This is a genomic window from Streptomyces sp. NPDC090119, assembly GCF_044747085.1.
In the GTDB taxonomy this organism is placed as follows: Bacteria; Actinomycetota; Actinomycetes; order Streptomycetales; family Streptomycetaceae; genus Streptomyces.
This window is the reverse complement of sequence record NZ_JBIVDK010000001.1, coordinates 543,245-563,970: the sequence shown is the minus strand read 5'-3', so window position 1 is coordinate 563,970 and position 20,726 is coordinate 543,245. Positions and strand designations below refer to the sequence as shown.

The following is a 20,726-nucleotide window of genomic DNA, read 5'->3' as shown; positions in this document are numbered from 1 at the left end:
CGCCCATACCCAGCTCGGCGGCCCGATCGTCCTGCGACCTGCGCCCCGGACCTCAACCCGCAGGAGGGCATCTGGTCGCTGGCCAAAAGCGACCTCGGCAACCTCGCTGCCGCCGACCTCAGCCAGGTAACCCGCGCGGTGAAACGCAAGCTCAAGATGCTTCAGTACCGGCCGGAAGTCATCGGTGGCTGTCTGACGGGCACCGGCCTGAGCATGGATCTGGCGCCTGACCAACGCGGTGATGAAAATGCCCGACCCCTTACGGCGCCAGGTATGGCAGCATCATCGCCATGTCTTTGCTGACCTGGGACTACGACGGTGATCTGTTCTGCGCCCTCACGACCGAGACGGGCGCAACTGAAGGCCGGATGACACATTTCGAGCTCAGCGAAGCCCGCATGGTTCCGGGCGGAGCCTCTTCTGTGCCTGCTTCACCGGCGCCAGGGCCGACAACCGTGACGGTGCTTGTCTACGCAGCCGAGGAGGAGAAGCCGGCAGAGGTCTACTTCGACGGGAATCAAACGCTGCCGTTCGCCGTCCTCCAGCACTTCGTGGCGCTCGTTGCCTCACGCTTGGAAAGCACAGGATCGTAGAGCAGACGTCCTGACAGCACAGGGAGATCCAGGGCCGACATCACGAGTTCAAGTTCAGTAGCAACGGTGATGTTCGGCGAGAACCTCGACCCGGTGGTCCTCGGCCAGGCGCCGGCGATCAGCAAGGCGTGCTCGGTGTTCGTGGCCGTGGGGAGCACCCTCCAGGTGCAGCCCGCCGCCGGGGCGGCCGGGGTCGCGGCGGACCACGGCGCCCGGCTGATCGTCGTCAACGCCGAGCCGACCCCGTACGACGACCTCGCGGACGAGGTGGTGCGCGAGCCGATCGGCACGGCGCTGCCGACGCTGCTGCAGGGGCTGGTCCCGGTGGGCGACGGCTAGGCGTGTCGCGAGCCGGGCGGGACTGTGCGGGCCCGCCCTAGAACAGCACTCCCGCCTCGGCACGCTCCGAGCCCCGCTCGAAGGCCAGGAGCCGCCGCTTGCGGTCCAGGCCGCCGCCGTAGCCGGTGAGGCTGCCGTCGGAGCCGACGACGCGGTGGCAGGGGACGATGATGCCGACCGGGTTGCGGCCGTTGGCGAGGCCGACCGCGCGGGAGGCGCCGGGGGCGTCGAGGGCGAGGGCGAGTTGGCCGTAGCTCCGGGTCTCCCCGTAGGGGATCTCGTTCAGCTGGTCCCAGACCCGGCGCTGGAACGGGGTGCCGTGCAGGCCGAGCCGGACGGTGAACCGCTGGATCTCACCGGCGAAGTAGGCCGCCAACTGCTCCTGGGTCTCGGCGAAGACGCGGAGGCTGTCGTCGCGCGGGCCGAAGGTGTCGTCGGCCGGGCGGTGCCGCTGGTCGGTCATGTACAGGCCGCACAGGGCGTCGTCGGCGTCCGCGACGAGGGTCAGCGGCCCGTAGGGGCTGTCGATCACGGTGTGGTGTCGCACGGGGATTCCTTACTGGGTAACCCTGAGGCGGTCAGGCGATGCGGGCGGTTCAGGCCGGGAGGAAGTTGATCGGGTGGCTGTCGGTCGCCCACAGGTACTGCACGGCGTAGGCCCGCCAGGGGCGCCATGCCTCGGCGCGGGCGGTGAGCGCGGCCGGGGTGCCGGGCAGGCCCAGGGTCTCGGCGGCGCGCCGGACGCCGAGGTCGGTGGGGAGGAAGGCGTCGGGGTCGCCCAGAGCGCGCATGGCGATGACGTCGGCGGTCCAGGGGCCGAAGCCGGGCAGGCTCAGCAGCTGGGCGCGGGCCTCGGCCCGGTCGGTCTCGACGCCCAGGTTCAGGGTGCCGTCGGCGAGCGCGCCGACCAGGGTCATCAGGGTGTTGCGGCGGCTGCGCGGCATGGCGAGGGTCTCGGGGTCCACACCGGCCAGCGCGTCGGGGTCGGGGAAGAGATGGGTGAGGCCGCCCTCGGGGTCGTCCAGCGGTTTGCCGTGCGCGGTGACCAGCCGGGCCGCGTGGGTGCGGGCGGCGGCCGTGGACACCTGCTGCCCGAGCACCGCGCGTACGGCGAACTCCGCCTCGTCGACCGTACGCGGCACCCGGCGCCCCGGCCCGGCGTCCACCAGCGGGGCGAACAGCGGGTCGGCGCGCAGCCGCTCGTCCACCGCGACCGGGTCGGCGTCGAGGTCGAGCAGCCTCCGGCATCGGCTGATGGCGACGGTGAGGTCCCGCAGGTCGCTCAGGCCGATCCGGCAGCCGATGTGGGTGGCCTCGGGGGTGAGGGCGACGATGCCGTGCCCGTACGGCAGCCTGAGCGTGCGCCGGTAGGCGCCGTCCCGCCACTCCTCCACGCCGGGTACGGCGGTGGCGGCGAGGTGGCCGAAGAGGTTGCTCGGGTTCAGCGGGGCACGGAACGGCAGCCGGAGCGTGAGTGTGCCCGCGGTCCCGGCCGCCTGGGCGCGGGGTGCGCGGGCGCGCAGGTCGCTGGGGGCGAGGGCGAAGACCTCGCGGACGGTGTCGTTGAAGGTGCGGATGGAGGAGAACCCGGCGGCGAAGGCGATCTCCGCCATGGGCAGCGCGGTGGTCTCGATCAGCAGCCGCGCGGTCTGGGCGCGCTGGGCGCGGGCCAGCGAGAGGGGTCCGGCGCCGAGTTCGGCGAGGAGCTGGCGCTCTATCTGGCGGGCGGAGTAGCCGAGCCGGGCGGCGAGTCCGGGCACGCCCTCGCGGTCCACGACGCCGTCCGCGATGAGCCGCATGGCGCGCGCCACCAGGTCGGCGCGGTGGTTCCACTCCGGGGAGCCAGGGGTGGCGTCCGGGCGGCAGCGCTTGCAGGCGCGGAACCCGGCGCGCTGGCAGGCGGCGGCGCTCGGGTAGAAGGTCATGTTCTCGGGCTTGGGCGGAACCGCGGGGCAGCTCGGGCGGCAGTAGATGCGGGTGGTGAGCACGGCGGTGAAGAACCAGCCGTCGAACCGGGCGTCCTTGGACTGGACGGCGTGCACGTGGTGCTCCCGGTCGAAGGAGGGGGGCTGGGTGCTGGTGGTCGCGTTCCGCATGCCTCCAGCATGGGGCAGGGCGACGCCCGAGGCTGGCGAGTTTCCGACATTCACGTCGGACGGGATCAGCCCCGCTCCTGCCGGTACCGGGTGATCCACTCGGCGGTCGGCCGGAGCCCGCCGAAGGTGTAGAAGTGCAGCTTGACGGTGCCGTGGCGGGCCGGGTCCCAGCCGTCGGCCAGGGCGTCCAGGAAGCGGTCCGGGCCTGCCGTGCCCATCAGGTTGGTCAGCGACAGCCCGTACTTCCGGGCGACCGTGGCCCCGGTGCCGACCCCGAACCGGGTCGCGTACCCGAGCAGCCGCCGCACCCCCGCCGGGCCGGGCACGCCGACCCGCACCGGGAGGTGGACCCCGCGCCCGCGCAGGGCCTCCAGCCAGCCGAGGACGGCGTCGGCGTCGAAGCCGAACTGGGTGATGACCTCACCCGCGAGCCCCGCCTCCTCGAGCGCGGCCGCCTTGTCGGTGAGCGCGGACCACAGCGTGTCGTCGTCGATCGCCGGGTGCCCCTCCGGGTAGCCGCAGACGCCGACGTGCCGGACCCCGTACCGCTGGAGCAGGCCGCCGCGGATCACGGAGAGCGCGTCCTCGTACGGTCCCTCGGGGCGGGCGGGGTCGCCGCCGACCACGAACACGTTCTGCACGGCGCCCGCCTCGGCGAGCCCGGCGAGGAAACGTTCCAGCTCCGCGCTGGACGGCAGTCGCCGGGCCGACAGATGCGGCACCGGCACGAACCCGTGTCCGCGCACCGCACGCGCCGCCGTGAGCCGCATACCGGGGTCCTCGCCCGCGAGATACGTGACGTTGATCCGGGTCCCCGGGGTGATGCCGTCGCGCGCCTCCTCCAGTCGGGGCGCGTCCTTGCCGGTCATCTCCAGCGAGACCCCGTCGAGCAGCGCCCCGGCCCGGCCGGACACCCCCAGAACCCGTTCCATCACCCTCCGCGACCCTTTCTGCACCGGAACCCCGGCCGATGATGCCACGGGGCCGGGGCGGGCCGTCTCAGAGGTCCCGCCGGTCAGGAAGGCCGGGGCGGATTCGAACGCGCTCGGGGGACGTGACCGCTGGTAAGGCCGGTCGTTGGCTGTGCGTGGGGCTGGGGCGGGCGCGGGTGGCCGGGGTCGTTCCGGCGCCGCGTGTCCCGTCGTACGAACAGCAGGAGCTCCCACCGTGCCCCTTGCCGGACTCCTCCCCAGGATCTGGACCCAGCTACCCGCGCTGTGCGCGATATGCGCGCTGTTCGTGCTGTTCGCCGGGCAGCTGACCGGCGCGCTGCTCCCGAACGCCCCGCTTCTCGTCGCCTCCGGCGCGGCCGGTCTCGCGCTCGACGCGTACCTCCTGCACCGGTACCCGGCGCTGCTGTCCCCGCTGAGCCGCATCCGACTGGACGTGACCGTACGGCAGTTGCTGCGCGACATGCTGCTGATGGTGGCGCTGCTGCGGATCGACGGCATCGACCCGGAGCGGGAGACGCCCGCGCTGCTCGGCGGGCTGAGCGTGTTCTACGTGCTGCACTTCGCCTGCCAGGCGGTCTCGCTGCTGGTGCGGCGTGCCCGGACCCTGCCGGTCGTGACGCGCAACATCGACGTCTCCGCGCTGAACCCGACCGTCGCGCCGCCGCGCGTCCTGGCCCGCCGGGCCGGTCACCGCCTACTGGCGTTCTCCGCCCCGGCCACGGCGGGGCTCCTGGTCACCGCCCTCACCGCGCACGCCCGTTGGGGAGCGATCGGCCTCGCCGCCTCCCTCACCCTGATCGCCATGGGCGTCGCCCGTCTCGCCACCTGGCTGCTGCCGGAGAGGCGGGCCGCGAGCGACACGCGGGTCATGGAGTGGCTGGACGACTGGCTGGCCGAGTACCGCCCGACCGTGGCGATGTACTTCTCCGGCGGCGCCTCCTCCGCCTACCAGGCCAACATGTGGCTCGCCACGCTGGCCGGTCTTGAACGGCCGCTGATCGTTCTGCGCGAGCGGTTCATGGTGCAGAAGATCGACGCGACGGACGTACCCGTCCTCTGCCTCCCGAAGGTCGCCACGCTGTTCGCGCTGGAGAACTCCACGCTGAAGGCGATGCTGCATCCGGCCAACTCCGGCAAGACGTCCCAGGTGTTGCGCATTCCCGCCATCAAACACGCGTTCGTCAACCACGGCGAGAGCGACAAGCTGTCCTCCTGCAACCCCTACGCGAAGGCGTACGACGAAGTGTGGGTGGCGGGACCGGCGGCGCGCGAGCGGTACGCGCTCGCCGACGTCGGGGTGGAGGACAAGGACGTCGTGGAGGTCGGCCGCCCTCAACTGGCGCCGATCCAGGCGTACTCGGGGCCGCCGGAAGGCGCGTACACGACCGTGCTGTACGCCCCGACCTGGGAGGGGTGGGACGGCAATCCGGGCAACACCTCGGTGGTCCTCGCGGGCGAGCACATCGTCGCGCAGCTGCTCAACGACCCGCTGGTCCGCGTGCTGTACAAGCCGCACCCGATGACCGGCTCGGTGGACCCGCGCGCGGGCGCGGCCGACGCACGCGTCCGGACGCTGATCCGCGAGGCGAACGCGCGGCGCTCCGGCCCCCGGCCCGGCCAGCGGGCTCAGGACGAACTGGTGCGCCGCACGGTGGAGTTGGACGGTCTCACCTCGACCGTGTTCCGTGGCGCGGCGGACGAACTGGAGCGGATGATGCTCCAGGGCACCCCCGACGGCGACCGCGAGTCCCGGATCGAGTGGGCCACGGCCGCCTGGGAGAAGGCGTATTGGGCGTCGTTCCCCGAGTGGGAGCACCTGATCGTGACCGGCCCCCGCCCGGCGCTCTACGCCTGCTTCAACGTGGCCGACCTGCTGATCAGCGATGTGTCCAGCGTGGTCTCGGACTGGCTGAGCAGCGAGAAGCCGTACGCCGTCGCCAACACCTCAGGGCTGCCCGAGGAGGAGTTCCGGGCCGCCTTCCCCACGGTGTCGGCCGGCACCGTACTCACTCCGGACGCGGCGACCGTACGGTATCTGCTGGACTCGGTGCGCGATCCGCGCCAGGACCGGTACACGGCGGACCGCGCCAAGCTCAAGGAGCGGCTGCTCGGCCCGGAGGACCCGCCCTCTCCCGAGCGATTCGCCTCGGCGGTACGGGAGTTGTGCGAGAAGTCCGACGAACGCCGGTCCCGCGTGCACGCTCGCCTCGCCCCCGCGATCCCGGCCCCGCGGGCGGCGGCCGAAGGCTCCTCGGCCCGGCGGGCACCGGACGCGTAAAAAGGGCTCCCGCATCAGGTCACGTCCGCTGGGCGGCGCCTCCGTGCCCGAGCACCAGGTCCAGCAGGCCGGGGAATTGGGCGTCGAACTCCGGCTTGCGGAGCCGGTTGAGGCGCTTGGGTCCGGCGTCCCGCTGCTCCAGGAGCCCCGCTTCGCGCAGCACGGCGAAGTGGCGGCTGAGGGTCGCCTTGGTGACCGGTACGTCGAAGCTGCCGCAGGCCCGCTCCCAGTCCCCGGCGTCGGCCAACTCCCGCACCAGGGTCTGGCGTACGGGATCGGCGAGGGCCAACAGGGCGGTCTCCAGCGCGACTTCGTCCGGGGGTGTGTGGACGGGCGGGGTGCGGTGGCTCGTCGCGTCCTGACGCCGAGGGGTCTGTGCCGCCATGCCTGATCGCTCCGTCTCGCTCGCTTCCGCACACGCCGGGCGTACGGGATTGCAGAGTGTTCGATGATCTGCGTACACTCCAACTGTTCGTCTAGCAGCGAACAGTCTACCGGAGCGGCCGGCATACCGCCCTGCGCCCGCACCCCCACTTCCCCTCCCCCGCTCGGAAGGAAGACCCGTGCCCCGGACCCAACCGCACCAGACCCGGCCAGGACTCACCCTGTTCGCCGCGTGCCTCGGCTTCGTCGTCGTCATCCTCGACGTGAGTGTCGTGAACGTCGCCACCAAGGCGCTCGGCGCCGAGTTCGGCGGCAGCCTCTCCGGCCTGGAGTGGGTGATCAACGGCTACGCCCTCACCTTCGCGGCCTTCCTGCTGACCGCGGGCGCCATGGGCGACCGCTACGACCCCAAGCGGATCTTCATAGGCGGCTACGCGCTCTTCGCCGTGACCTCGCTGATCTGCGGCGCCGCCCCCACCCTGGTCACGCTGATCGCGGCCCGCGTCCTCCAGGGGGTGGGCGCCGCGATGATCGTGCCGTCGTCGCTGTCCGTGGTGAACACCAACTTCCCCGACCCCGGTGCGCGCAGCCGCGCGGTGAGCCTGTGGGCGGCGGCGGGCAGCCTCGCCCTGGCCCTCGGCCCGGTGGTGGGCGGTCTGCTGGTGGAGACCGTCGGCTGGCGCTCGATCTTCTTCGTCAATGTCCCGATCGCCGCCCTGGGCATCGTCCTCGTCCGGGCCTACGCCCGTCCCGCGCCCGCCCGTGACGTCTCCGCGGCCCGCTCGCTGGACCTGCCGGGCCAGTTGCTCGCGGTGGTCGGACTGGGCGCGCTGACCGGGGCGATGGTGGAGGCCAACGCGCGGGGCTGGACCTCGGCCACCGTGCTGACCTGCCTGGTCGTCTGCGTGCTGGCCCTGACCGGCTTCCTGGCCGCCGAACGCCGTACCCACGACCCGATGCTGCCGCTGCGCCTGTTCCGCCGCCCCGCGTTCACCGCGACCTCGCTCATCGGCGCGCTGCTCAACTTCGCGTTCTACGGCCTCATCTTCGTCTTCAGCCTGTTCTTCCAGCAGGTCTGGGGCTACTCCCCGATCACCGCGGGCCTCGCCTTCGTGCCCATGACAGCCGCCGTCATGACCGCCAACCTGTGCTGCGGCCCGCTGGTCAAGCGGTACGGCGCCCGTTCCGTACTGATCATCGGCAACACCCTGGGCACCCTCGGCTACCTCGCCCTGATCCCGGTCGTCGGCTCGGACTCGTACGTGCGGATCGTCGCGCAGTTCGTGGTCGCCGGGTTCGGCCTCGGCCTGGTCGTACCGTCCATGACCAACGCCATGCTCGGCTCGGTGGACCCCGCCAACGCGGGCATCGCCTCCGGCGTCCTCAACGCCTCACGCCAACTGGGCGGCCTCATCGGGGTGGCGGTGATGGGGCTCCTGGTGGGCCAGGCGTCCTCGGGTCACTTCCTGACGGGGCTGCGGGCGGCGCTGGTCGCTGCGGTGGTGGCGCTGGGGGTGAGCGCGGGGCTCAGCGTGTTCGGGCCGAGGAGGGTACGCACGGTGCCCGTCACGGAGGATCGACAGCTCGTGTCGGCGGAGGCCCGCTGACCTGGGTCACCGGGGCGCGGAGACGAGCCAGCGCTCGTCCTCGAACTCGGCGGGGATGTCGTCCTCCCCCGGCTCGATCCCCCGCCGCTCCAACTCCTCGAACCACCGCTCCCGTTGCGACTCAGGCAGCCGCCGCCCGCACCAGGAACAGAATCCGATGGCACTGCTCGATGTGCCACCGTCGTGGATGATCAGCCCGTACTCCTGGAACTTGGCGCTGAACTCGACCAACGCGTCGGGGCAGGAGTACGGGTCGTCGTGCTGATCGCAGGATGCGTTCACCTGGCGGCTCATCGCCTCGCAGCAGTGGTCGGTCACGGCGGGAAGTAGACCATGGCCTGTGCTGGCGAGCAGAGTTGCGCGCAGCATCGGAGTCATCAGGTGGAATCCACGTTCCACACCTCCGGCAGGTCGCTGCCACAGAAGACGCAGACGAAGTAGTTCTCGCGGACGATGTTGTGTTCCTGGCATCCGGGGCACCGCCGGAACACCACCTCGTGCGTGAAGCGGGACGGCCGCCCGAGCCCGACATCGTCCAACGCCCGAGCGACGGCCGACCAGGACGTGACGTCCGGGCAGTAGCCGGTGGAGTGATTACTCACCTCACCCACGCCCCAGCCCCCTGCCTCACGCACAAAGCTGATCTCCCCGGCGCCCAGAACCGCCCCTCCCCCGGCACAGGCCACATGCTCGCTCCGCCGCGGCGCCAACCGAAGCACACCGTCCACACCGACCACGAAGGTGAACGGCTCGGCCAGTTCGGACGCCGACTGCTCACCGACCCACCTCCCGAACTCAGCCGCCGAGCCGATCCGGCGCCCACCACCGCCAGACGGGACCATCATCAACAGCTCGACCGGTCCGACATATCGGTACCTCCGCCCCAACAGGTTCACATGAGCCAACCTAGACGGTCGTCTCAGACTGAAACCCCCTACTGGCGGCGGGCCTTGCTGGGTGACCTGAGCCGCACGGTCGTGTCGACACCTCGGCCTACCGGCGGCCGTAGGGATACGGCACGAACCGGAGGCTGCCACTGGCCTTCTCAGCCAAGGTCAACCGGGCTTTTGCGCGGGTGAGTTCGTGGTGGCCCCAGCAGGTAGCGAAGCCCCAGATCCTGCCGTCCCCGACTCGCACGTCCGGGTCAGGCGAGCAGCAGGTAGCCGTAGTCAGTCAGCACCTCGCGCGCCTCGGGTACGTCCTCGTACTGCTTCAGCCGGTGCAGAACCTCGCGGGCCCGCGCAGCCGTGCGCTCCGAAGACAGGTCTCCCGATGTGTCGATGACGTGCCGGGCCTCTTCGGCAGCCCACGCTCCGCTGACTGCTCGTGTCGACCACAGAAAGCCCCGGACGGGGGCGCCCGGTGACCATGACCACCACATCCCGTCCGACCGGGCACCCCGGTTACAGCGAGACCCTGCCACGCGAGCCGGAGAGCACCGGCACAGCTCGGCGCCTCGTGCGCGCGGCCTGTACCGCGTGGGGTCTGGAGAGGCTTGCCCAAGATGGTGTCCTGGTCGTCTCCGAGCTGGTGGCCAACGCCGTGCGGCACGCCCGCCGCGAGTCCATCCGCGTGATCGTGGAACGCACGGCGCCGTCCACCGTCCGCGTGGCCGTGGCGGACTTCTCCCGGACGCCGCCCGCGCCGTGCACGCCGAAGGATGACGAGGAGAGCGGGCGTGGCCTGTACCTCGTGACAGCGCTGGCATCGGACTGGGGGCACCGACGTGCGGCGCTGGGGAAAGGTCGTCTGGGCCGACCTAGAGGGGCGCGGGTGACCATCGGAGAAACCCCCGGCCGTAGCGCGGCTCGAGCCCACCTGTCGCAGTTGATCGACCTGTTCGGCACGGACGGCTGCCTGCGGATCAGCACGGCGTCTGCACACGACAGGGGCGGCTCGGCTTCGGATCGCGCCCTGGAAGGCGACGAACCGGGGTGTGACGAGCAGTCGTGAAGTACTACTGAGGCCCCTCAGAGATGGAGCCGCGCCCGCGCGCTCCGACCGTGGAGCCTGAACGGCCGCAGTCTCCGGCACGGACCGGGTCAGGGGGAGTACATGACGGTCTTCTACTGCTCCAGGTGCGGCAACGCACGCACACCGGACTGGGCTCGCCAAGCAGCGGTGACGCACCCTTCCTCCCAGTGCCACCACTCCTTGGCCGCACCGTGCTCCAGGAGCCTTCGAATTCTTGGGAGGTCCGCGTCGGGCGGGACGTCCAAGGCCACCATCCGGTACCGCTCGATCCCCTCCCCGGTCGTGCCGAGTCGGTGGAAGACCTCCAGCACACTCTGCCGGGCGGCGGCCGAGCCTCCGTCCTTCATCACGATCAGACGGATCGTGCAGTTCTCCGACTCCTGGACCGTCTCTCCGGCCCAGCGCACGCCGTCCTCGTCGCTCTGCACCTGGATGACGTCCCCACTGGCGACCCCACGCACGAACCAGGGCGTGTTGTCGAGCCGCACCGTCCCGTCGCCGAGGTCGACCGCCCACAGGCTCTCGACACTCGCTGGAGGCCAGCCGTCCTCGTCCACGTCCATGCGGAAGTGGACCTTCACATGGGCGTCGCTGATATTGGTCACCCCGCTATCTTCCACGTCTCCTGGACACGGCAGAACCCTTCTCCCGACCGGCGGACCTTCCTCGCCGCGTGGTGGGCCAGAATCGGGGAAATGGACGTCCCCAAGCTGCTCGAAGCGGCGACCCTGCTGGTCCCCGAAGAGATCGCCACCGAGAACGACATCACGGTGCGGGACGTCTGGGAGTACCTCAGGGAAGACGAATGGGACACCGCTCTCGCGTTGCTGGAGGAACTCGGCGACATCGAACCGCTCCCCCTCAGCTTCTGGGAGACCTTGACCACCGCGGCCGAGCAGCTGCGGCTGACGAGAAGTGCGGCCTGGTGTCGTTGGCGCTCCTACGAGACACGCCACGGCGTCATCCGAGCAGATCTCACCCTCCGGCAAGCCTCCGAAGCTCGACGGCAAACCCCCTTCGACGGGGCCGGTGTCCTGCGACCGATGTGGAACATCGGAAATCGAACCCCTAGCGGCGAACCCGCCCTCGACATCGCCCGGCTCTGGGTGGAGTCCATACCCTTCTTGGCACCCGGCGGACGATCATCGGTGCGACTCGCCCCGCTCGATCCTCCGCAATGGCAGCACCTCCGGCCCGGCCAGGTGATCACCATGCACGAGGACCGATCCATCGCCGGAACGGCCGTCATCCTGGACATTCACTACCCCCGGACACCCCGCGTCCAGTAGCTCGCGGCGAGAACTCCGGGCAAGCGAGCTCGGACGAGGCAGGGCTACTCGGCATTCAGAAGACCGCGCATGATGACCAGCGTGGGAATTGATGTGGAACTGCACTCGGCACGTCCGGCTCGAAACTGGAAGAAGGCCCGCGTGACGTTCCTGTGGGGGTGCTACGGCGCTGCGGAGGCGTTGGCCGACGCGTTGGGGTCGCTGCACTATCTCGGGGTCCCCGGTCGGCTCACCGCCGTAGACCTCTACGGGGACACGGTGATGAACGAGCAGGAGGCCGCAGCCGCCCTCACCGAGGTGCCTGGTCTGAAGCAGCGGTGCGCGGACGAGCGGCAGCGTTCAGCGCTGGATGATCTCTCCGAAGTGCTGCGTGAGTGCGTGTCCACCCCAGGCAGTTATGTGTGGTTCGCGGGCGACTGAGCAGCGGGCCCTAGCCCGGTTGCCCTCAGGAACGCCCAGCCCCCTTCACCCCGCCACCCCCTCGAAAGTCTCATCGAGCATCTTGAGATGAGGCGGCACCTACCTGGACGCGCGATCCATGCCGTTTGCCAGTCAGTCGGTCGGGATGCTCGGCGACGACGCTGCGGACCATGGGCCGGGCCCGGGAGTGAAGCTAAGTGGTCAACGCTCAAAGTCCTTCGGGGTTTGATCATGCGGTGAGACGGGCGGAGGATTCTTCCGGCCGATCGAGTGTGTGTCGGTCGAGCCTGGCCAGCAGATCGTCCAGGTCGGAGGTGGTGAACCTCCACTGGAACGGCTGTGCTGTGGCGTTGTAGCGGTCTGGTTCGTCCAGGAGGCGTGCACGGGGGTGTGGACCATGACAGCGTTCGGAAACGCCCTGGTCAAGCGATCTATGGCCTTCTTCCCTCGGTGGGATGAGCCGTTGTCGACGATCCAGAAGACGCGTCTGGCACTGGCGTAGGGCTCGGTGGTCATGACTTGGGTGGCCAGGTTCATGAAGGGCCTGATGCCGGTCTTGGGTTCGCAGCGGCCAAAGACACGGGCGTGATGGACGTCGTAGGCGGCCAGGTAGGCCAACGCCGGTCTCGGCGGGTAACTGACAGGCCAGCGCCTTGGCCTCGGCAACCTGCAGCGCGGTGAACGAGACCGGCCGGCCGGACCGCTTGCGGTCAGCCAGGGCGGGCATGCCTCCAGCGGCGAAGCGGCCCCGCCAGGTGCGCACCGTGTCCACGTGCAGCCGGGTCTGCGCGGCTATCCGGGCGTTGGGGCGCCCTCGGGCGCCAGTAGCACGATGGTTGCCCGCTGCCGGGCCTGATGCGGAGTCTTGTGGCCGTAGGCCATCTTCCTCAGCCGGTGGCGCTCGGAGGCGGTCAGCACGACGGGCACGGCGGAGGCGAGGGGCATGGGAGGAAAGCGGCCGATCCTTCGAGGACAACGGAGAACGGGCCGACACCAGGCCACACCCGTCCCTGCATCCTGCGACGTCATGGCGTCGACGCCCTGCCGCAAGTACTGAGCCGGGCTTTCGACGGTCATCGTGCAGGGATTGTCAGTGCTGTGCGCAAGGCTGCTGCGCGATACAGACGATCAAGATTCGAGGGGTGCGGAATGAGCACGAAGGCCAGCGGAACGTTCAACCTCACATCATTCGAACCGGAGGTGCTCGACGAAGGCCCGGGCGCCGCGCTTGGCCGTGCGGATCACCAAGACCTTCCAGGGCGGCTTGGCTGGCACCAGCACCGTGCACATGCTGTCGGTGGCCGACATCGAGGGCAGTCCCACCGCCTATGTCGCCGTGGAGCGATTCACGGGCGAACTCAACGGCCGCAAGGGCTCCTTCGTCCCCCAGCACAGCGCGCCCGGTAGCCATGGTGAGCAGATCGCGATCCGCGTGGTCCAGGGAACAGGTTCCGGTGACCTCGCGGGGATCACGGGTGCCTTCGAGATCACCCAGTCCGAAGACGGCAGCCACTCCTACGTTTTGGAGTACACACTGGGCTGACACATGCCCGCCTCGCCGTCTGGACCATCAGGGTGTCGTTGACATACTCGTCAACGACACCCCCTGACTGGGCGATCAGCGACTGGGCCCGGCGAGCAGCAGCGGCGGCGCTATACGGCGGCCCGACCCTGGTGGCAGCCTCGCTCTACAACCAAACAACCCGGCCCAGTCTCGCCACAAACCCTGTTCTCGGGTCAACCCCCGAAGGACTTCGAGCGTCGACCACTAAGTTCTTCGTATGTCTTCGCACCTCACTCACGGCGCCTCGGGGGCCCTGCGACGCTTCGCCGGCTGGCTTGCCCGAGGATCGGTGGGCCATCCGATGTTGGACGGGATCGATTACTGGGAAGAGCTGCGCGAGTCACCCTCACAGATGGAAATCTGCGTGGCGATCTTCGCCAATACTCTCGAACTGGACGAGCACGGTGAACCAGTCAATGAGAAGTACGCGGAGCGCCGGGCAGCGGTGTGGCTCTATCAGTACTGCACGGGGAAGCTGCCTCCAGGGGAGCCTGAAATCGAGCCCTGGGAATGCCGGCTTTATTGACCACTACCGCCCTAGGAAGGTGGGCAGTTGCCCGTCCATCACGTCCACCCGTGGCAGGCGCAATCGGAAGTGCTCCTCGAGCGCCAGGACGCTCAGTCGACGGACGCGTTCGGCGTCCGTATCGCTCAGCTGTGGCTGAGCCGGTAGCACTCGCGCCCTGGTGAGCGCGGGAACCAGCAGGTCGGGATTCTTGCCCCACCGGCGGGATTCTTCCCCTATGCCGAATGAGCAGACGTGGTCGCCGTCGTGGTGGTAGGTGAACATCGACGGCGGATGCCACGGGCTCAAGGAGAAGCTGACCGCCTCCACCCCCATGGCAGAGACAGCACTCAGGCCGCTGCTGGTGGGACCGACAGCGTCGCCGTACTCGATGGCGAAGGACCAGTCGCCCGCGCGTCCCACCCTGACGACACTTTCGACGCCACCACCCGCGAGCAGGTCCATCGCCTCTGCCGAAGACGCCCGCCGCGGCTGCTCACCTGGACGCGCTCCCAGCCGGAGCGCAAGCTCGGCAGGCTCGGCACCGCGGGCGAACGTCACGGAGTCGATCAGACAGGGCTCCAGAATCCATGCGATGCCCTCGGTCACGCCTCCCCCTTAGCCCAACTCCCCCGCGAACAACCCGAACATCCGCTCGTCGAACAGCACGAACCGAACTTCCTCCACCCCCGTATCAGCCGCCCGCACCGTCTCCACCGCGACCCGCGCCGCCTCCTCCGCAGGCCAGCGGTACACCCCGGTGGAGATCGCCGGGAACGCGACCGTCCGTGCCCCCACCTCGTCCGCCACCCGCAGTGCCTCCCGATAGCAGGACGCCAGCAAGGCCGGATCGGAGCCGGGCCCCTGCCACACCGGGCCCACCGTGTGGATGACCCACTCCGCCGGAAGATCCCCCGCAGTCGTGGCGACAGCCTCGCCCGTGGGGAGACCCCCGCCGTAGTGGGAGGCGCGGAGGTCGCGGCAGGCGGCCAGGATCGACGGGCCGCCTCGGCGGTGGATCGCGCCGTCCACCCCTCCCCCGCCCAGCAAGGACGAGTTCGCCGCGTTGACGATCGCGTCGACGCGCTGCTCCGTGATGTCGCCCTGGACGAGCGTGATCGTGGTCATCGTTGCCTCAGCCTTCTCCAGACGTCCTTGGCCGCGTTGTGGCCCGACATGCCGTGTACCCCGGCGCCGGGGGGAGTCGCGGAGGAGCAGAGGAAGACGGCGGGGTGGGGGGTGCGGTAGGGGAAGAGGGTGGGGCGGGGGCGGAGCAGGAGTTGGAGGCCGTCCACCGCGCCGCAGGCGATGTCGCCGCCGATGTAGTTGGCGTTCCGCGCCGCCAGCTCGGGTGGGCCCGCCGTGGCTCGGGCCAGGACTCGGTCGCGGAAACCCGGGGCGAAGCGCTCCAGTTGGCGTTCGATCGCGTCCGTCAGGTCGCCCTGCCAGTTGTTGGGGACGTGGCCGTAGACCCAGAAGACCTGCTTGCCCTCGGGGGCGCGGGTGGGGTCGGCCACGCTGGGCTGCACCGTGATCAGGAACGGGGGGTCCGGGGCGCGGTCCTCGCGGGACGCGGCACGCAGGGCGCGGGCGATCTCGGCCTGGTTCGCGCCCAGCTGGACCGTGCCCGCCACGCGGGCCTCGGGGGCGGTCCAGGGGACCGGGCCGTCCAGCGCGTAGTCGATCTTGAAGACGCTGGGGCCGTAGCGGTAGCCGTCGTAGTAGTTGCCGAAGCCCGCGATACGGGCCAGGGCGGTGGGTGAGGTGTCGAAGATGTAGGCGCGGGCCGGGGGGAGGTCGTCCAGGCGTTTGACCTCGTAGTCGGTGTGCACCGTGCCGCCGAGGTCGAGCAGGTACGCCGTCAGGGCGTCCGAGATCGACTGGGAGCCGCCCTGTGGCAGCGGCCAGCCCCGGGCGTGCGCGGCGAGTGCGAAGACCAGGCCGATGGCGCCGGTGGCGAAGCCGCTCAGCGGGGCGATCGCGTGGGCGACCAGGCCGGAGAAGAGGGCCTTGAAGCGCTCGTCGTGGAAGCGGCTCATCAGAGCCGTGGCGGGCGGCAGGCCGGCCAGGCCGAAGCGGGCCAGGGTGACCGGGTCGCGGGGCAGCGCGGTCAGCGGCAGGGACATGAAGTCCCGCAGCAGGGTGTCCCAGCGGTGCAGGAAGGGGGTGATCAGGCGGCGGTACGCGCCCGCGTCGCGCGGGCCGAAGGACGCGGCCGTCTCCGCGACCGAGCGGGCCAGCACGGCCGCGCTGCCGTCCAGGAAAGGGTGAGCCATGGGCAGCTCGGGGTGCAGCCAGCGCAGCCCGTACCGCTCCAGTGGCATCGCGCGGAACGCGGGCGAGTTGACCCCGAGGGGATGCGCGGCCGAGCAGGGGTCGTGCCGGAAGCCGGGCAGCGTCAGCTCCTCGGTGCGGGCGCCCCCGCCCACGGTGGACCGCGCCTCGAAGACGGCCACGGAGAAGCCCCGGCGGGCCAGCTCCACGGCGGCGGTCAGCCCGTTCGGCCCCGCTCCCACCACGACCGCGTCCAGCATCGACGGCACCTTCCGACCCCCTCGTCAGCCGATGGCAACTCGGATCAGCATAGGCCGGGGTCTCCGCGGCCCCCCGGCCGCATCCGTCACCCGGTGCGCAGCAGTTCCCCGACCTTGCGGGCCGTGGTGGCGTCGCGGGCGGCGGTGAACGGCAGCGCGTTGCCGCCGGTTATCCGGAAGGGCTCACCGGTGAGGGTGAGGTGGGCGCCGCCCGCCTCCTCCACCAGCAGCAGGCCCGCCGCGTGGTCCCAGGCGGCCTCCCAGGAGAAGGCCACGGCATCGGTCTCGCCCCGCGCTATCGCCAGGTACTCCAGGCCCGCCGAGCCGCAGGAACGCGGGGCCACCCCGTCGGTCCACAGGGCCCGCAACGCGCGCTTCTGCTCCTCGGTGGTGTAGTCCGGGTGGGAGACGGCCACGGCCAGGTCCCGGCCGGGCGTGGGCGGCCCGGCGAACAGGCGCTCCCCGTCCAGGAAGGCGCCCTTGCCGCGCACGGCGGTGGCGAACTGGTCCCGGACCGGCGCGTACGTCCAGGAGGCCAGCACGGTGCCCCGGTGGGCGAGCGCGACCAGGGTGCAGAAGCCGTCGTTGCCGTGCACGAACTGGCGGGTGCCGTCGACCGGGTCGATGATCCACACCGGTGCGTCGCCCCGGATGGCGTCGTACGTCGCCGGATTCGCGTGCACGGCCTCTTCGCCCACCACGACGGAACCGGGCAGCAGGCGGCTCAGCTCCTCGGTGAGATACCGCTCGGCGAGCCGGTCGGCGTCGGTCACCAGGTCGTGCGGCCCGCTCTTCTGGTCCACCTCGTGCTCGGCGAGGCGGCGGAAGCGGGGCAGGATCTCGGTGGCCGCGGCCTTGCGGATCGCCTCCTCCACGTCGGCGGAGTGGTGGGCGAGAAACTCCTCGATGGTTCCGGTGTCGTCGATCATGTGTCCATGAGACCACGGTCCGCCGACATCCCCCTCCCGGCTGTGGACAACCTCCCGGCCGGCCGACATCGCCACCCCGGCTGTGGATGACTCCGCGCCCCGCCGGGCGGCTCAGCGGCCCACCGCGTACCCCTGCATTCCCCGCGGATTGGCCGCGGCGGACAGCACCCCGGTGGCGGGATCGCGGGCGACCGCGCACAGCCGCCCCTCCGACCAGGCGGCCCCCACGGTGACGTCGTGCCCCCGGCGGCGCAGCTCCGCGACGACCTCCTCCGGCATCCGGGACTCGACGGTCACGCTGCCGGGCCGCTGGCCGCGCGGGTAGAACGAACTGGGGAAACCGTCGTTGTGCCAGTTCGGGGCGTCGATGGCGCCCTGGAGGTCGAGGCCGCCCCGGACCGGTGCGCGCAGGGCCGCCGCGAGGAAGAAGTGCGTCTGCCACTGGTCCTGCTGATCGCCGCCCGGGGTGCCGAAGGCCAGCACCGGCACGCCGTCGCGCAGGGCGAGCGACGGGGAGAGCGTCGTACGGGGGCGGCGGCCCGGCGTCAGCGTGTTCGGCAGGCCCTCCTCCAGCCAGGTCATCTGGAGCCGGGTGCCGAGCGGGAAGCCCAGTTCGGGCACGACCGGGTTGGACTGGAGCCAGCCGCCGCTGGGGGTGGCGGCGATCATGTTGCCCCAGCGGTCGACCACGTCGAGGTGGCAGGTGTCCCCGCGTGTGGTGCCGTCGGGGCTCACCCGGGGCTCGGCCGCCATGGCCACCGTGGGCTCGCCCACCCCCACCGCGTCGCCCGGCACGCGCGCGTGGGCGAGCTTCGGCAGCCGGGGCGTGCGTCCGCCGGGGCTCCCCGGCCGCAGCTCCCAGGAGGCGTCGGCGCCGACCAGGTCCCGCCGGGCGGTGTTGTATTCCGCCGACAGCAGCTCGGTCAGCGGCACCTCGTCCGCGTCGCCGTACCACGCCTCGCGGTCGGCCATGCTGAGCTTGCAGCCCTCGATCAGCAGGTGGACGTAGTCGGCGCCGCCGTACGCCGGGAGGTCGGCCGGGAGCAGGGCGAGCTGCTGGAGGAGGGCCGGGCCCTGGCTCCAGGGGCCCGCCTTGCAGAGGGTCCAGCCGTGCCAGTCGTACGTGGCCGGAGCCTCGTAGCTCGCCGTCCAGTCCGCGAGGTCGGTCTCGGTCAGGGTGCCGGTGTGACGCGAGCCGCTGGAGTCCAGCGTGGGGCGGCGGGACTGGCGGAGCAGGGCCTCGGCGATGAAGCCCGTACGCCACACCGCGCGGGCGGCGTCGATACGGGCCTCCCGGTCGCCCGCGCCCGCGGTCTCGGCGAGCAGGCGCTTCCAGGTCGCGGCGAGGGCCGGGTTGCGGAGCAGCTCGCCGGGGCGGGGGGCGTGGCCGCCGGGCAGGTACACCTCGGCCGAGCTGGTCCACTCGGTCTCGAACAGCTCCCGCACGCTCTCCACGGTCGCGGTGACGTTCTCCACGGGCGGGTGGCCGTCCTCCGCGTACCCGATGGCGTACTTCAGCACGTCGTCCAGGGGTTTGGTGCCGTGGTCGCGCAGAAGCAGCAGCCAGGCGTCGAAGGCGCCGGGCACGGCGGCCGCGAGGGGCCCGGTGCCGGGTACGAGGTCGAGTCCGAGGGCCCGGTAGTGCGCGACCGTGGCGCCCGCCGGGGCGACGCCCTGCCCGCACAGCACCCGTACCTCGCCGTCGGCCGGGGCGAGCAGGATGGGCACCTCGCCCGCCGGGCCGTTCAGGTGGGGTTCCACGACGTGCAGGACGAACGCGCCCGCCACGGCCGCGTCGAAGGCGTTGCCGCCGTCCTCCAGCACGGCCATGGCCGACTGCGAGGCCAGCCAGTGGGTGCTGGACACCATGCCGAAGGTGCCCTGGAGGGTGGGACGGGTGGTGAACATGCTTGCCTCTTCCCTGCACGGTGTCAGCTCTGCCCGGTGACTCATGCAGGATGAAACTTGTTCCGCCCGAGCCGACGCAAGAGGCACCTACGAGGCAGCACGCGCGAAGACCCCGCGAGCAGGCTGCCCGCGGGGCCGTTGTGCGCGAGGAGGGTCAGGCGGTGTGCAGGGTCAGGCCGTAACGGCCCAGGATCTCGTTGATCGGCTGGAACCAGGTCTCGCCGCCGCTGGAGCAGTTGCCCCAGCCGCCGGAGGTGACGCCCTGGGCCTGGTCGCCGCTGATGAACGAGCCGCCGGAGTCACCGGGTTCGGCGCAGACGCTGGTCTTGGTCATCTGGTGCACCGCGCCCTGGCTGTAGTTGACGGTCTCGTTCAGCGCGAGGACGTTGCCGCAGTGCCAGTGGCTGGTGGAGCCGGACCGGCAGATGGAGGTGCCGGGCGGCGCGACGTTGGAGCCGCGCACCAGCTGGTCGGAGACGGTGCCCCAGCCGAGCACGACCGGTACGGTCCACCAGCCGCTGCCGACGTTGACCCAGGCGTAGTCGTTGTCGGGGAACGACGAGCCCTGGAAGTTGCCGACGTAGGACCGGTCCCAGCCGTACACGGCGGACGAGGGCTGGCCGCAGTGACCGGCGGTGACGAAGCCGCCGTACACCGAGAAGCCGATGGAACAGCGGACATTGCCCGTGTAGTACGGGTCTCCGCCGACCGTCCCGGCCGCGAGGGTGCTCACCGATTCGGCGACCTTGTTGACGGTGACGGGGCCCGCCTGGCGGGCGCTCGCCAGGAAGCGCTGGACATCGTTGTCGGCGGCCTTGGAGCGGACCACGTCGATCACGACGGACCCGGTGCTCGGGTCGGCGCGCCAACTGGTCACGGACTTGGGGGCCTTGAGGCGGTCGACGCGTGCCTTGGCCGCGTCCAGCTCGTGGGCGCTGCGTGCCACCGTGCGTACGGTGGCCCCGGCGTCCTGGAGCTTCTGGCGGACGCTCGCGGAGGCGTCGTCGGTCACGGCCACGGTCAGCCGGTTGCTCTTGGCGTCGAACCAGGAACCGCCGTACGCGGCACCGGCGGTGGCGCGTGCCTTCGGGTCCAGGTCGGTGGCCGCGCGCTCCGCCTTGAGGCGGGCCTCGGCCTGGGACTTGGTGAGCCCGAAGTCGTGCTGCATGGCGGTCAGCATGCTCTGGGAGGCGAGGGGTTCGCCGGCGTTCTGCGCGGAGGCGGGGAGGGTGCCCGCCGCGGAGAGACCACCGAGCATGAGGAGTGCGGCCGCGGCGGCGCGCATGACTTTCTTGCGTCTCATGGGGAGTTGCCCTTCGTCGTTCCAACGAGGTGGGGGTGGAACAGCCGATT

Annotated in this window: 23 protein-coding genes and 2 pseudogenes; 10 read left to right on the top strand and 15 right to left on the bottom strand. The window is 71.0% G+C overall.

Annotation, left to right across the window (positions count from 1 at the left end):
• The first annotated feature begins 290 nt into the window (after positions 1-290).
• Both ACIPPM_RS02550 and ACIPPM_RS02545 read left to right on the top strand, forming a co-directional pair.
• Positions 291-593 carry a hypothetical protein gene (locus ACIPPM_RS02550; RefSeq protein ID WP_401442163.1) on the top strand — a complete coding sequence of 101 codons (303 nt, stop codon included), beginning with the start codon at positions 291-293 and terminating at the stop codon, positions 591-593.
• A 60-nt stretch (positions 594-653) separates the two neighbouring features.
• Positions 654-932, top strand: a pseudogene (locus tag ACIPPM_RS02545) (hypothetical protein); the annotation flags it as partial.
• Positions 933-969: 37 nt separating this feature from the next.
• Here ACIPPM_RS02545 and ACIPPM_RS02540 read toward each other — a convergent pair.
• The 3 genes from ACIPPM_RS02540 to ACIPPM_RS02530 all read right to left on the bottom strand — a co-directional run bounded on the left by ACIPPM_RS02540 (position 970) and on the right by ACIPPM_RS02530 (position 3,960).
• Positions 970-1,479 (bottom strand): methylated-DNA--[protein]-cysteine S-methyltransferase, encoded by a 510-nt coding sequence (locus tag ACIPPM_RS02540; protein ID WP_401442161.1) that lies wholly within the window; start codon positions 1,477-1,479, stop codon positions 970-972.
• A gap of 49 nt (positions 1,480-1,528) precedes the next feature.
• Positions 1,529-3,028: a DNA-3-methyladenine glycosylase 2 family protein gene (locus ACIPPM_RS02535; protein ID WP_401442159.1), complete on the bottom strand. Its 1,500-nt coding sequence runs from the start codon at positions 3,026-3,028 to the stop codon at positions 1,529-1,531.
• 65 nt (positions 3,029-3,093) lie between these two features.
• Positions 3,094-3,960 carry a methylenetetrahydrofolate reductase gene (locus ACIPPM_RS02530; protein ID WP_401442157.1) on the bottom strand — a complete coding sequence of 289 codons (867 nt, stop codon included), beginning with the start codon at positions 3,958-3,960 and terminating at the stop codon, positions 3,094-3,096.
• Positions 3,961-4,195: 235 nt separating this feature from the next.
• On the opposite strand from ACIPPM_RS02530, the gene ACIPPM_RS02525 reads away from it, so the two are divergent.
• Positions 4,196-6,259 (top strand): hypothetical protein, encoded by a 2,064-nt coding sequence (locus tag ACIPPM_RS02525; protein WP_401442155.1) that lies wholly within the window; start codon positions 4,196-4,198, stop codon positions 6,257-6,259.
• Between the two features lie 19 nt (positions 6,260-6,278).
• On the opposite strand, the gene ACIPPM_RS02520 is transcribed toward ACIPPM_RS02525, so the two are convergent.
• Positions 6,279-6,644, bottom strand: a complete 366-nt coding sequence (locus tag ACIPPM_RS02520; protein WP_401442154.1) for an ArsR/SmtB family transcription factor — start codon at positions 6,642-6,644, stop codon at positions 6,279-6,281.
• 178 nt (positions 6,645-6,822) lie between these two features.
• Here ACIPPM_RS02520 and ACIPPM_RS02515 point away from each other — a divergent pair, with 178 nt between their 5' ends.
• The gene (locus tag ACIPPM_RS02515; protein ID WP_401442153.1) at positions 6,823-8,250 is read left to right on the top strand and encodes an MFS transporter; all 1,428 of its coding nucleotides are present in this window, start codon (positions 6,823-6,825) and stop codon (positions 8,248-8,250) included.
• A gap of 6 nt (positions 8,251-8,256) precedes the next feature.
• On the opposite strand, the gene ACIPPM_RS02510 is transcribed toward ACIPPM_RS02515, so the two are convergent.
• The gene (locus ACIPPM_RS02510) at positions 8,257-8,619 is read right to left on the bottom strand and encodes a DUF6980 family protein (RefSeq protein WP_401442151.1); all 363 of its coding nucleotides are present in this window, start codon (positions 8,617-8,619) and stop codon (positions 8,257-8,259) included.
• Between the two features lie 8 nt (positions 8,620-8,627).
• Positions 8,628-9,095, bottom strand: a complete 468-nt coding sequence (locus tag ACIPPM_RS02505) for a hypothetical protein (protein WP_401444139.1) — start codon at positions 9,093-9,095, stop codon at positions 8,628-8,630.
• A 523-nt stretch (positions 9,096-9,618) separates the two neighbouring features.
• On the opposite strand from ACIPPM_RS02505, the pseudogene ACIPPM_RS02500 reads away from it, so the two are divergent.
• Positions 9,619-10,027 (top strand): annotated as a pseudogene (locus ACIPPM_RS02500) (ATP-binding protein).
• Positions 10,024-10,203 (top strand): hypothetical protein, encoded by a 180-nt coding sequence (locus tag ACIPPM_RS02495; RefSeq protein WP_401442150.1) that lies wholly within the window; start codon positions 10,024-10,026, stop codon positions 10,201-10,203. The pseudogene ACIPPM_RS02500 and the gene ACIPPM_RS02495 overlap by 4 nt, the downstream one beginning before the upstream one ends.
• A gap of 113 nt (positions 10,204-10,316) precedes the next feature.
• Here the strand turns inward: ACIPPM_RS02495 and ACIPPM_RS02490 are convergent, their stop codons facing one another.
• The gene (locus ACIPPM_RS02490) at positions 10,317-10,829 is read right to left on the bottom strand and encodes a DUF4265 domain-containing protein (RefSeq protein ID WP_401442148.1); all 513 of its coding nucleotides are present in this window, start codon (positions 10,827-10,829) and stop codon (positions 10,317-10,319) included.
• A gap of 90 nt (positions 10,830-10,919) precedes the next feature.
• Here ACIPPM_RS02490 and ACIPPM_RS02485 point away from each other — a divergent pair, with 90 nt between their 5' ends.
• Positions 10,920-11,513: a hypothetical protein gene (locus ACIPPM_RS02485; protein ID WP_401444136.1), complete on the top strand. Its 594-nt coding sequence runs from the start codon at positions 10,920-10,922 to the stop codon at positions 11,511-11,513.
• A gap of 81 nt (positions 11,514-11,594) precedes the next feature.
• The gene (locus ACIPPM_RS02480; protein WP_401442147.1) at positions 11,595-11,933 is read left to right on the top strand and encodes a hypothetical protein; all 339 of its coding nucleotides are present in this window, start codon (positions 11,595-11,597) and stop codon (positions 11,931-11,933) included.
• 229 nt (positions 11,934-12,162) lie between these two features.
• On the opposite strand, the gene ACIPPM_RS02475 is transcribed toward ACIPPM_RS02480, so the two are convergent.
• Both ACIPPM_RS02475 and ACIPPM_RS02470 read right to left on the bottom strand, forming a co-directional pair.
• Entirely contained in the window at positions 12,163-12,696 is a 534-nt protein-coding gene (locus ACIPPM_RS02475; RefSeq protein ID WP_401444133.1) for a helix-turn-helix domain-containing protein, read from the bottom strand.
• 29 nt (positions 12,697-12,725) lie between these two features.
• A complete protein-coding gene (locus ACIPPM_RS02470; RefSeq protein WP_401442146.1) occupies positions 12,726-12,878 on the bottom strand; it encodes a hypothetical protein in 153 nt (50 codons plus the stop codon).
• 289 nt (positions 12,879-13,167) lie between these two features.
• Here ACIPPM_RS02470 and ACIPPM_RS02465 point away from each other — a divergent pair, with 289 nt between their 5' ends.
• Together ACIPPM_RS02465 and ACIPPM_RS02460 are read left to right on the top strand one after the other, a co-directional pair.
• Entirely contained in the window at positions 13,168-13,476 is a 309-nt protein-coding gene (locus tag ACIPPM_RS02465; RefSeq protein WP_401442145.1) for a DUF3224 domain-containing protein, read from the top strand.
• Between the two features lie 238 nt (positions 13,477-13,714).
• Entirely contained in the window at positions 13,715-14,023 is a 309-nt protein-coding gene (locus tag ACIPPM_RS02460) for a hypothetical protein (protein ID WP_401442144.1), read from the top strand.
• 3 nt (positions 14,024-14,026) lie between these two features.
• On the opposite strand, the gene ACIPPM_RS02455 is transcribed toward ACIPPM_RS02460, so the two are convergent.
• The 6 genes from ACIPPM_RS02455 to ACIPPM_RS02430 all read right to left on the bottom strand — a co-directional run bounded on the left by ACIPPM_RS02455 (position 14,027) and on the right by ACIPPM_RS02430 (position 20,676).
• Entirely contained in the window at positions 14,027-14,611 is a 585-nt protein-coding gene (locus tag ACIPPM_RS02455) for a DUF6461 domain-containing protein (RefSeq protein ID WP_401442142.1), read from the bottom strand.
• 9 nt (positions 14,612-14,620) lie between these two features.
• Positions 14,621-15,130, bottom strand: coding sequence for an O-acetyl-ADP-ribose deacetylase (locus ACIPPM_RS02450; protein ID WP_401442141.1), 510 nt, complete (start codon positions 15,128-15,130; stop codon positions 14,621-14,623).
• Positions 15,127-16,545 (bottom strand): phytoene desaturase family protein, encoded by a 1,419-nt coding sequence (locus ACIPPM_RS02445; protein WP_401442139.1) that lies wholly within the window; start codon positions 16,543-16,545, stop codon positions 15,127-15,129. The genes ACIPPM_RS02450 and ACIPPM_RS02445 overlap by 4 nt, the downstream gene beginning before the upstream one ends.
• Positions 16,546-16,622: 77 nt before the next feature.
• Positions 16,623-17,465 (bottom strand): inositol monophosphatase family protein, encoded by an 843-nt coding sequence (locus ACIPPM_RS02440; RefSeq protein WP_393591981.1) that lies wholly within the window; start codon positions 17,463-17,465, stop codon positions 16,623-16,625.
• Between the two features lie 111 nt (positions 17,466-17,576).
• On the bottom strand, positions 17,577-19,373 hold the full coding sequence (locus ACIPPM_RS02435; RefSeq protein ID WP_401442137.1) for a gamma-glutamyltransferase family protein: 1,797 nt from the start codon (positions 19,371-19,373) through the stop codon (positions 17,577-17,579).
• Between the two features lie 154 nt (positions 19,374-19,527).
• Positions 19,528-20,676: a S1 family peptidase gene (locus tag ACIPPM_RS02430; RefSeq protein ID WP_401442136.1), complete on the bottom strand. Its 1,149-nt coding sequence runs from the start codon at positions 20,674-20,676 to the stop codon at positions 19,528-19,530.
• Between the last annotated feature and the right edge of the window lie 50 nt (positions 20,677-20,726).

What these genes read in the sequence shown, in the direction of transcription:
- ACIPPM_RS02530 (WP_401442157.1), bottom strand. Translation starts at nt 3,960, where the DNA reads ATGGAACGGGTTCTGGGGGTGTCCGGCCGGGCCGGGGCGCTGCTCGAC.
- ACIPPM_RS02510 (WP_401442151.1), bottom strand. Translation starts at nt 8,619, where the DNA reads ATGCTGCGCGCAACTCTGCTCGCCAGCACAGGCCATGGTCTACTTCCC.
- ACIPPM_RS02450 (WP_401442141.1), bottom strand. Translation starts at nt 15,130, where the DNA reads ATGACCACGATCACGCTCGTCCAGGGCGACATCACGGAGCAGCGCGTC.
- ACIPPM_RS02470 (WP_401442146.1), bottom strand. Translation starts at nt 12,878, where the DNA reads ATGCCCCTCGCCTCCGCCGTGCCCGTCGTGCTGACCGCCTCCGAGCGC.
- ACIPPM_RS02550 (WP_401442163.1), top strand. Translation starts at nt 291, where the DNA reads ATGTCTTTGCTGACCTGGGACTACGACGGTGATCTGTTCTGCGCCCTC.
- ACIPPM_RS02440 (WP_393591981.1), bottom strand. Translation starts at nt 17,465, where the DNA reads ATGATCGACGACACCGGAACCATCGAGGAGTTTCTCGCCCACCACTCC.
- ACIPPM_RS02520 (WP_401442154.1), bottom strand. Translation starts at nt 6,644, where the DNA reads ATGGCGGCACAGACCCCTCGGCGTCAGGACGCGACGAGCCACCGCACC.
- ACIPPM_RS02430 (WP_401442136.1), bottom strand. Translation starts at nt 20,676, where the DNA reads ATGAGACGCAAGAAAGTCATGCGCGCCGCCGCGGCCGCACTCCTCATG.
- ACIPPM_RS02460 (WP_401442144.1), top strand. Translation starts at nt 13,715, where the DNA reads ATGTCTTCGCACCTCACTCACGGCGCCTCGGGGGCCCTGCGACGCTTC.
- ACIPPM_RS02485 (WP_401444136.1), top strand. Translation starts at nt 10,920, where the DNA reads ATGGACGTCCCCAAGCTGCTCGAAGCGGCGACCCTGCTGGTCCCCGAA.
- ACIPPM_RS02435 (WP_401442137.1), bottom strand. Translation starts at nt 19,373, where the DNA reads ATGTTCACCACCCGTCCCACCCTCCAGGGCACCTTCGGCATGGTGTCC.
- ACIPPM_RS02505 (WP_401444139.1), bottom strand. Translation starts at nt 9,095, where the DNA reads ATGATGGTCCCGTCTGGCGGTGGTGGGCGCCGGATCGGCTCGGCGGCT.
- ACIPPM_RS02535 (WP_401442159.1), bottom strand. Translation starts at nt 3,028, where the DNA reads ATGCGGAACGCGACCACCAGCACCCAGCCCCCCTCCTTCGACCGGGAG.